Annotated in this window: 5 protein-coding genes; all 5 read left to right on the top strand. The window is 39.2% G+C overall.

Annotated features, from left to right (window positions below; translation table 11 throughout):
• On the top strand, positions 1-940 hold a 940-nt coding region (locus K6G87_RS00535), incomplete at its 5' end, for a GDP-L-fucose synthase family protein (protein WP_296832410.1).
• 448 nt (positions 941-1,388) lie between these two features.
• A complete protein-coding gene (locus tag K6G87_RS00530) occupies positions 1,389-2,915 on the top strand; it encodes a glycosyltransferase (RefSeq protein WP_296832406.1) in 1,527 nt (508 codons plus the stop codon).
• A 104-nt stretch (positions 2,916-3,019) separates the two neighbouring features.
• On the top strand, positions 3,020-3,751 hold the full coding sequence (locus K6G87_RS00525; protein WP_296832403.1) for a CpsB/CapC family capsule biosynthesis tyrosine phosphatase: 732 nt from the start codon (positions 3,020-3,022) through the stop codon (positions 3,749-3,751).
• Positions 3,752-3,769: 18 nt separating this feature from the next.
• Positions 3,770-4,618, top strand: coding sequence for a YveK family protein (locus K6G87_RS00520; RefSeq protein ID WP_296832400.1), 849 nt, complete (start codon positions 3,770-3,772; stop codon positions 4,616-4,618).
• A gap of 216 nt (positions 4,619-4,834) precedes the next feature.
• Complete coding sequence (locus tag K6G87_RS00515; protein WP_296832397.1) at positions 4,835-5,548, top strand: CpsD/CapB family tyrosine-protein kinase; 714 nt, start codon at positions 4,835-4,837, stop codon at positions 5,546-5,548.
• Positions 5,549-5,696: the final 148 nt, after the last annotated feature.

Raw genomic sequence — 5,696 nt, 5'->3', positions numbered from 1 at the left:
GGAAAAGAATGCAAAAATATATGTTGCCGGCCACCGCGGAATGGTTGGTTCTGCAATCGTAAGAGAACTTGAACGTCAGGGATATACAAATATCATTACACGTACACATAAGGAGCTTGACCTTACACGTCAGGATCAGGTTGAAGAGTTTTTTGCCAAAGAAAAACCTGAGTATGTATTCCTTGCAGCTGCTAAGGTTGGCGGAATCATGGGTAATGCAACAGCAAAGGCTGACTTTATGTATGACAACATGATCCTTGAGATGAACGTGATTCACTCTGCATGGCAGAACGGCTGTAAGAAGCTTGAATTCCTCGGTTCATCCTGCATCTATCCTCGTATGGCTCCTCAGCCTATGACAGAGAAGGTTCTCCTTACATCTGAGCTTGAGAAGACTAATGAGGCTTATGCGCTTGCTAAGATCAGTGGTCTTAAGTACTGCGAATACTTAAATGGTCAGTACGGCACAGACTATATATCAGTAATGCCTACTAACCTTTACGGACCGAATGATAACTATCATCCAGAGCACTCACACGTACTTCCAGCTCTTATCCGCCGCTTCCATGAAGCTAAGGAGCAGAATCTTCCTTACGTAACATGTTGGGGAGATGGATCACCACTTCGTGAATTCTTATATGTTGACGATCTTGCTAACCTTTGTGTATTCCTTATGAATAACTACTCAGGTGATGAGACGGTTAACGCTGGTACAGGTAAGGAGCTTACAATCAAAGAGCTTACAGAAAAGGTTGCTAAGATCATCGGTTATGAGGGTGAGATCCGTTGGGATTCTTCAAAGCCAAATGGAACACCTAGAAAGCTTCTTGATGTATCTAAGGCTACAAATCTTGGCTGGACCTACAAGACAGAGCTCGATGAGGGAATCAGGCTCACATACGAAGACTTCCTCAACAACCCAATGCGTGCTGAGAGGTAATCGGGTACAAATGCCCCTTGCTACAGATTCGTAAAGACAGGCAGTTATAAATGTTTTTATTGTCTTTCATGTATTATAATTCAAGGCTTGATATCTGAAATTTTATATTCTGGGATCCAAACTCGCTTTGCTCGAACAGGTGGATCCCATACAGAATATAAAACTTCATCTATCAAGCTCTTGAATTTTATAATACAGTCAAAGACTCAAAAATCATTTATAAACTGCCTGTCTTTTGAATTTGAGCGGCTTTGAGTTATATACAGAATAAATACTGTTTTAAATGTAAATATACAATTGATATAATCACCTTATTTGCGTATGGATAAGCGAATAGATAATTCGATTTTCCCCGTAAATAGGGCATTTTTATGTAGAAAGATAGTCGATTAAGCGATATAATATATACGTAGGAAAGTGCGCGCATAAGCGGGGAGGGGAACTACCTATGTCAATATTTGAGACTATCGAGAGTGCATCTGACGTAAGAAAACGAGAATTCGAGAAGAACAACCCTTCGGTTACGCCTCCGAAAAAGCGTATACCGTCTACTATACGTGTGTCTGAAAATGTTCCAAAAGCAAAAATAAGAATACTACATGTGCTTGAGTCGATTGACCTTAGTGGAATGCAGGCACATATAATGAATCTATACAGAAACTTTGACAGAAGTCACATCCAGTTTGATTTCCTTATAACAAGAGATCCTACTCCTACAGGCAAGGAATTCCCTTCATCTGACGAGCTTCTTAGGCATAGAAGAGCCGGTTTTTTTGACGCAGAGATCACAAGGCTTGGAGGACATGTTTATGCTATTCCGACTTATAGTAGTAGCAATCTGTTCGGATATACTGAGCTTGTGAACAGTTTTTTTGCCCAGCACGAAGGAGAATGGAAGATTGTTGAAGGACATATGTATTCTGCAGCATCGATATATCTTCCTCTTGCCAAGAGGCACGGAGCTATAACTATAATGCATGTGGGAAGCGTTATAGACGCAGGGCTTGTTCAGAAGATAAGAAGAGCCAACTTCTCATCACCTATACTAAAAGAAGACTGCGCCGATATATGCTTTGCATCAAGCGTTGGGGCAGCTAGAGCGATATTTGGGGATATTGCAGTTGATTCGGGAAGAATACATGTAATTCAAGATGGTATCAACATACAGAATTTTCTGTATAATGGGAAAATACGTGATGCTTTCCGCGATAAGCTTGGACTTGCAAACACATTTGTATTAGGGTGCGTTGCGCAGTTTCATAAAAATCAGAATCATGAATTTCTATTCCATGTATTTGCATGGATGCAGAAGATATTAAAAGAGGATCCCACAGGTGAGTATGATACGCTTAAGGGGCTTCCTATGAAGATTCTTCTCATAGGAGACGGAGAGGAGATCATGAATGCTGCCAAAGTTGCAGCAGATCTTGGGATAATAGGACAGGTTCTGTTCCTTGGTACATGGGGTAATGTATACGATTTCTATCAGATCATGGACTATTTCGTATACCCTGCTAATCTTAATGGAGCGCCCGCTGCACTTATGGAAGCACAGGCATCAGGGCTCCCTTGCATGGCATCTGATACTATTTCCAAGGATATAAATCTGACGGGACTTATTAACTATTTTTCATTATCAGAATCTCCTGAGGCCTGGGCTTACCGTATCCTGGATGAGATGAACAAGATGGGAGTAGCAGCACCTGCAAAAACAGAAGATGAATATTATGACTACGATACTCTTATGAATCTTCATCGCCTTCTCTCTGGCAAAGAAGAGCCTGAGCCGCAGAAGAATTTTGACCAGAAATCATATCTTATGAATAGAAGCGCATCTCCCAGAATGGTTGAAAGAATATTCAGAAATGCAGGACTTAATATTGAACAGGAAGTATCATTTATGACAAGATTGTATCAGGAGATAGGAGTACCTGCTCAAAAGAAAGAGGCAGTGTCTGCTGAGCAGCCTGTGTGAAAAAATTTCGCAGTGATATGCAAGGATTTGGACATGGAAGATAAATTCAAAAATCTTATTCCTATGCATAATATTGTGAACAGTTAATGATAAACGGGGGTTAAATGGGTAAAAAATTCTCTTACGGCTTTGTCGATATGCATTGTCATGTGATCCCGGCTGTTGATGACGGATCCAAAGATATGGAGATGTCACTTAACATGCTAAGGATTGCTTATGAAAATAATATAAGGACAATAATTGCAACGCCTCATAACAAAATATATATAAAGTCTGTTTCCCCTAAGGGCATCCATAAAAGGATCATACAACTTCAAGAGGAAGCTGATAAAGAAGGAATAGACATAAAGATATATCCGGGTAATGAACTATACTATGACGAAACTCTTCCTAAAAGGCTGGAAGAAGGCAATGCCCTTCCTATGGGAAATTCCGGTGATATACTTGTAGAATTTAATCCTTCGGATGAGTATAGCTATATTTCGGAGGGACTAAGACGTCTTTCGTACGAGGGATGGAATCCTATATTGGCTCACTGCGAAAGATATGAATGTTTCTATAAAGATAAATCAAGAATTGACGAAATAATAGATGGAGGGGTGAGACTTCAGATCAATTCCGATAGTGTTACAAGAGGAATGTTCAATCCCGTTGGTAAATTTGTAAGAAAGCTCCTGTCACAGGAGAAGATAAGTTTTGTAAGTACTGATGCGCACAGAGATACAGGGAAAAGAGTTCCAGATATGCTCGAATGCGCTGAATTTATAAGAAAAAAATACGGAGAAGATTACGCCAGAGAAATTCTATATGAAAATGCGATTAACCTGTTAAGCTGATAATGTTTGGAGGTACGTATGGAACAGACTGATGTAAATGTAAGCAGTAATGCCAGAAACAATAGCGACGTAATTGAGATTGACCTTGGAGAGATTGTAGGAATACTTATTCATCGCCTGTGGCTTATACTTATTGTAGCAATAGGCTGTGCCATTGCGGGCTTTTGTTTTAGTAAATTCGTGCTTCCGGAAGAATTTAAATCAACAACTAAGATATATGTACTTGATAAAGACAATACGGATTCAAGTAATATATATACGGATCTTCAGGTTGGATCTCAGCTTACCAAGGATTATGCTGAGCTTATAAAGAGCCGATACGTTCTTGAAAACGTAATTGAAGCTTTAGATATTGGCAGCAAATATGACTATGACGATTTTCTTGAAAAGGTATCTGTGGATACTCCTTTAGATACTCGAATTGTTGCTATAACGGTGACGGATTATGATCCATATACTGCACAGACTATAGCTGATTACATAAGAGAAGTAAGCGCCAGGCATATCGAAAATGTTATGGATATAGATGCTGTTAACGTAGTAGAAGTTGCAAATCTTCCTACAGAAAAGTCTGCACCTAGTTGCCTTCTCTGGACAGCAGGAGGCTTTGTATTTGGAACTTTATTAGTAGGAGCGCTTCTTATCATACATTTCCTTATAGATGATACTGTTAAGACATCAGAGGATGTTGAGAAGTATCTTGGTATCAGCGCTCTTGGAATTATTCCATTTGATGAAAATGTAACCCAGGATATAGGTTCCAAGAATTTTAAGAAGAGCAGGAAATCCAAAAAGAAAGATAAGTCTGACGAAATAAGCCGTATTGGCGGAGATGAGGATGATCCTGAAAGCAATACAGGATCATAATAGCGCAAATAAATCATAGAAATCATCTATTCTACAAAATATATGATATATCTAATAAAATAGTTCTTTAATTTCAGTATATATAAACCTCAAAATTGTTTAATATCAAGAATTTTTCGAAAAAATGTAAATATTCACTTAATTGTATCCGATATCTTTATTGCGTAGGAATTCGGTTATCTGATGCCGGATCCTATATAGGGGAGAAGAGAATACATGCAGAGAATAATGATAAGGGACAATGAACTTGATTTTAGGACAAAGGAAGCCTACAAGACTCTTAGAAGTAATATCGAGTTTAGTGGCAGGGATATACGTACAATTGCAATAACATCAAGTACACCCAATGAAGGCAAGTCAGAAGTTGCCTTCGAACTTGCAAGGACCTTCGCTCAGGCTGATAAGAAAGTACTTCTTATAGATGCAGACCTTAGAAAATCTGTTATGAGAGAGCACTTTAAAAATGGCAAGATAAGGTTTGGACTTACTAACTTCCTTGTAGGTCATTGCAAGATTGATGATTGTCTGTGCCAGACAGATGAACCTGGATTTTACATGATATTCTCAGGGCCGAACACCCCGATGCCCTCAGAGCTACTCGGAGGCGAAGTGTTCGGACAACTCCTTAAAGAGGCGCATGATGTATTCGATATCATCATAATTGATACACCGCCTCTTGGATCAGTTATAGATGCCGCTATCGTTGGTAAACAGTGCGATGGCACGGTTCTTGTTATAGCAAGCGGCAGGATAAGTTACAGATTCGTTCAAAATGTTCAAAACCAGCTTAAGAAGGCAGGATGCCACGTGCTGGGGGCAGTCATGAACATGGTTTCCATGGATGGAAATAAATATTATGGCAAGTATTATGGTAAGTACTATGGCAAGTACTATGGTAAGTACTATGGCAATTATGGAGATTATCAGTAGGGTGAACAGTATTACATGATTCACTTTTTAAATACAAGTGCTTGGAGGATCAAAATGGTTAGAGACTTTGACTTTAAATTTCTGCATAGGGTATTTGCAAGCAGTATAGGTATAGCGCTTATAACTGTTACGGTAAGTGGATGCGGAA

This window comes from Butyrivibrio sp. (assembly GCF_024699075.1).
The sequence above is the reverse complement of the archived record's forward strand: the minus strand, read 5'-3'. Positions and strand labels throughout refer to the sequence as shown.